This window comes from Parendozoicomonas verongulae (assembly GCF_009711465.1).
Taxonomy (GTDB): Bacteria; Pseudomonadota; Gammaproteobacteria; order Pseudomonadales; family Endozoicomonadaceae; genus Sansalvadorimonas; species Sansalvadorimonas verongulae.
This window is the reverse complement of the sequence record NZ_SMME01000265.1, coordinates 1-445: the sequence shown is the minus strand read 5'-3', so window position 1 is coordinate 445 and position 445 is coordinate 1. Positions and strand designations below refer to the sequence as shown.

2 protein-coding genes are annotated in these 445 nt (G+C 58.7%); both read left to right on the top strand.

Annotation, left to right across the window (positions count from 1 at the left end):
- The coding region (locus E1189_RS00425) for a phage protein Gp36 family protein (protein ID WP_155158180.1) at window positions 1–207 on the top strand (207 nt) is incomplete at its 5' end.
- On the top strand, window positions 207–445 hold a 239-nt coding region (locus E1189_RS00420), incomplete at its 3' end, for a phage virion morphogenesis family protein (protein WP_196220839.1). The genes E1189_RS00425 and E1189_RS00420, both read left to right, overlap by 1 nt.

Sequence of the window (445 nt, the reverse complement as noted above, 5' to 3'; positions counted from 1 at the left end):
CGCTACCTGCTGATGGATAACCGGGTCACCGAGGAAGTGGAGAAGCGATATAACCGGGCTGTGCAGGCCCTGCGGGATCTGTCCTCTGGCCGGGCCGAACTGAACCTGCCCACCGGTGAGAATGCCACCGGCAGCTCTTCCGGGTATGCCGTGTGCAAGGATGACACGGATCGTATCTTCACCAGCGACACCCTGAAGGACTTCTGATGCTTTCGATTGATGAGGCGCAAAAGAACATCCAGAGACTGATGGATACCGTCAGCCTCTACCAGTACCGCAAGCCGCTCTTTCAGCGGCTCGGTCGTGCCTTGGTCAGCGACGCCAAGATGAACTTTGTGAATGAACGCGGCCCTGACGGCACACCATGGGATGCGCTCAAAATCCGGGAGGGCCGGATTCTTTCCGATACGGGCCGCCTGAAAAACAGCCTCACCTATGCCGTGGG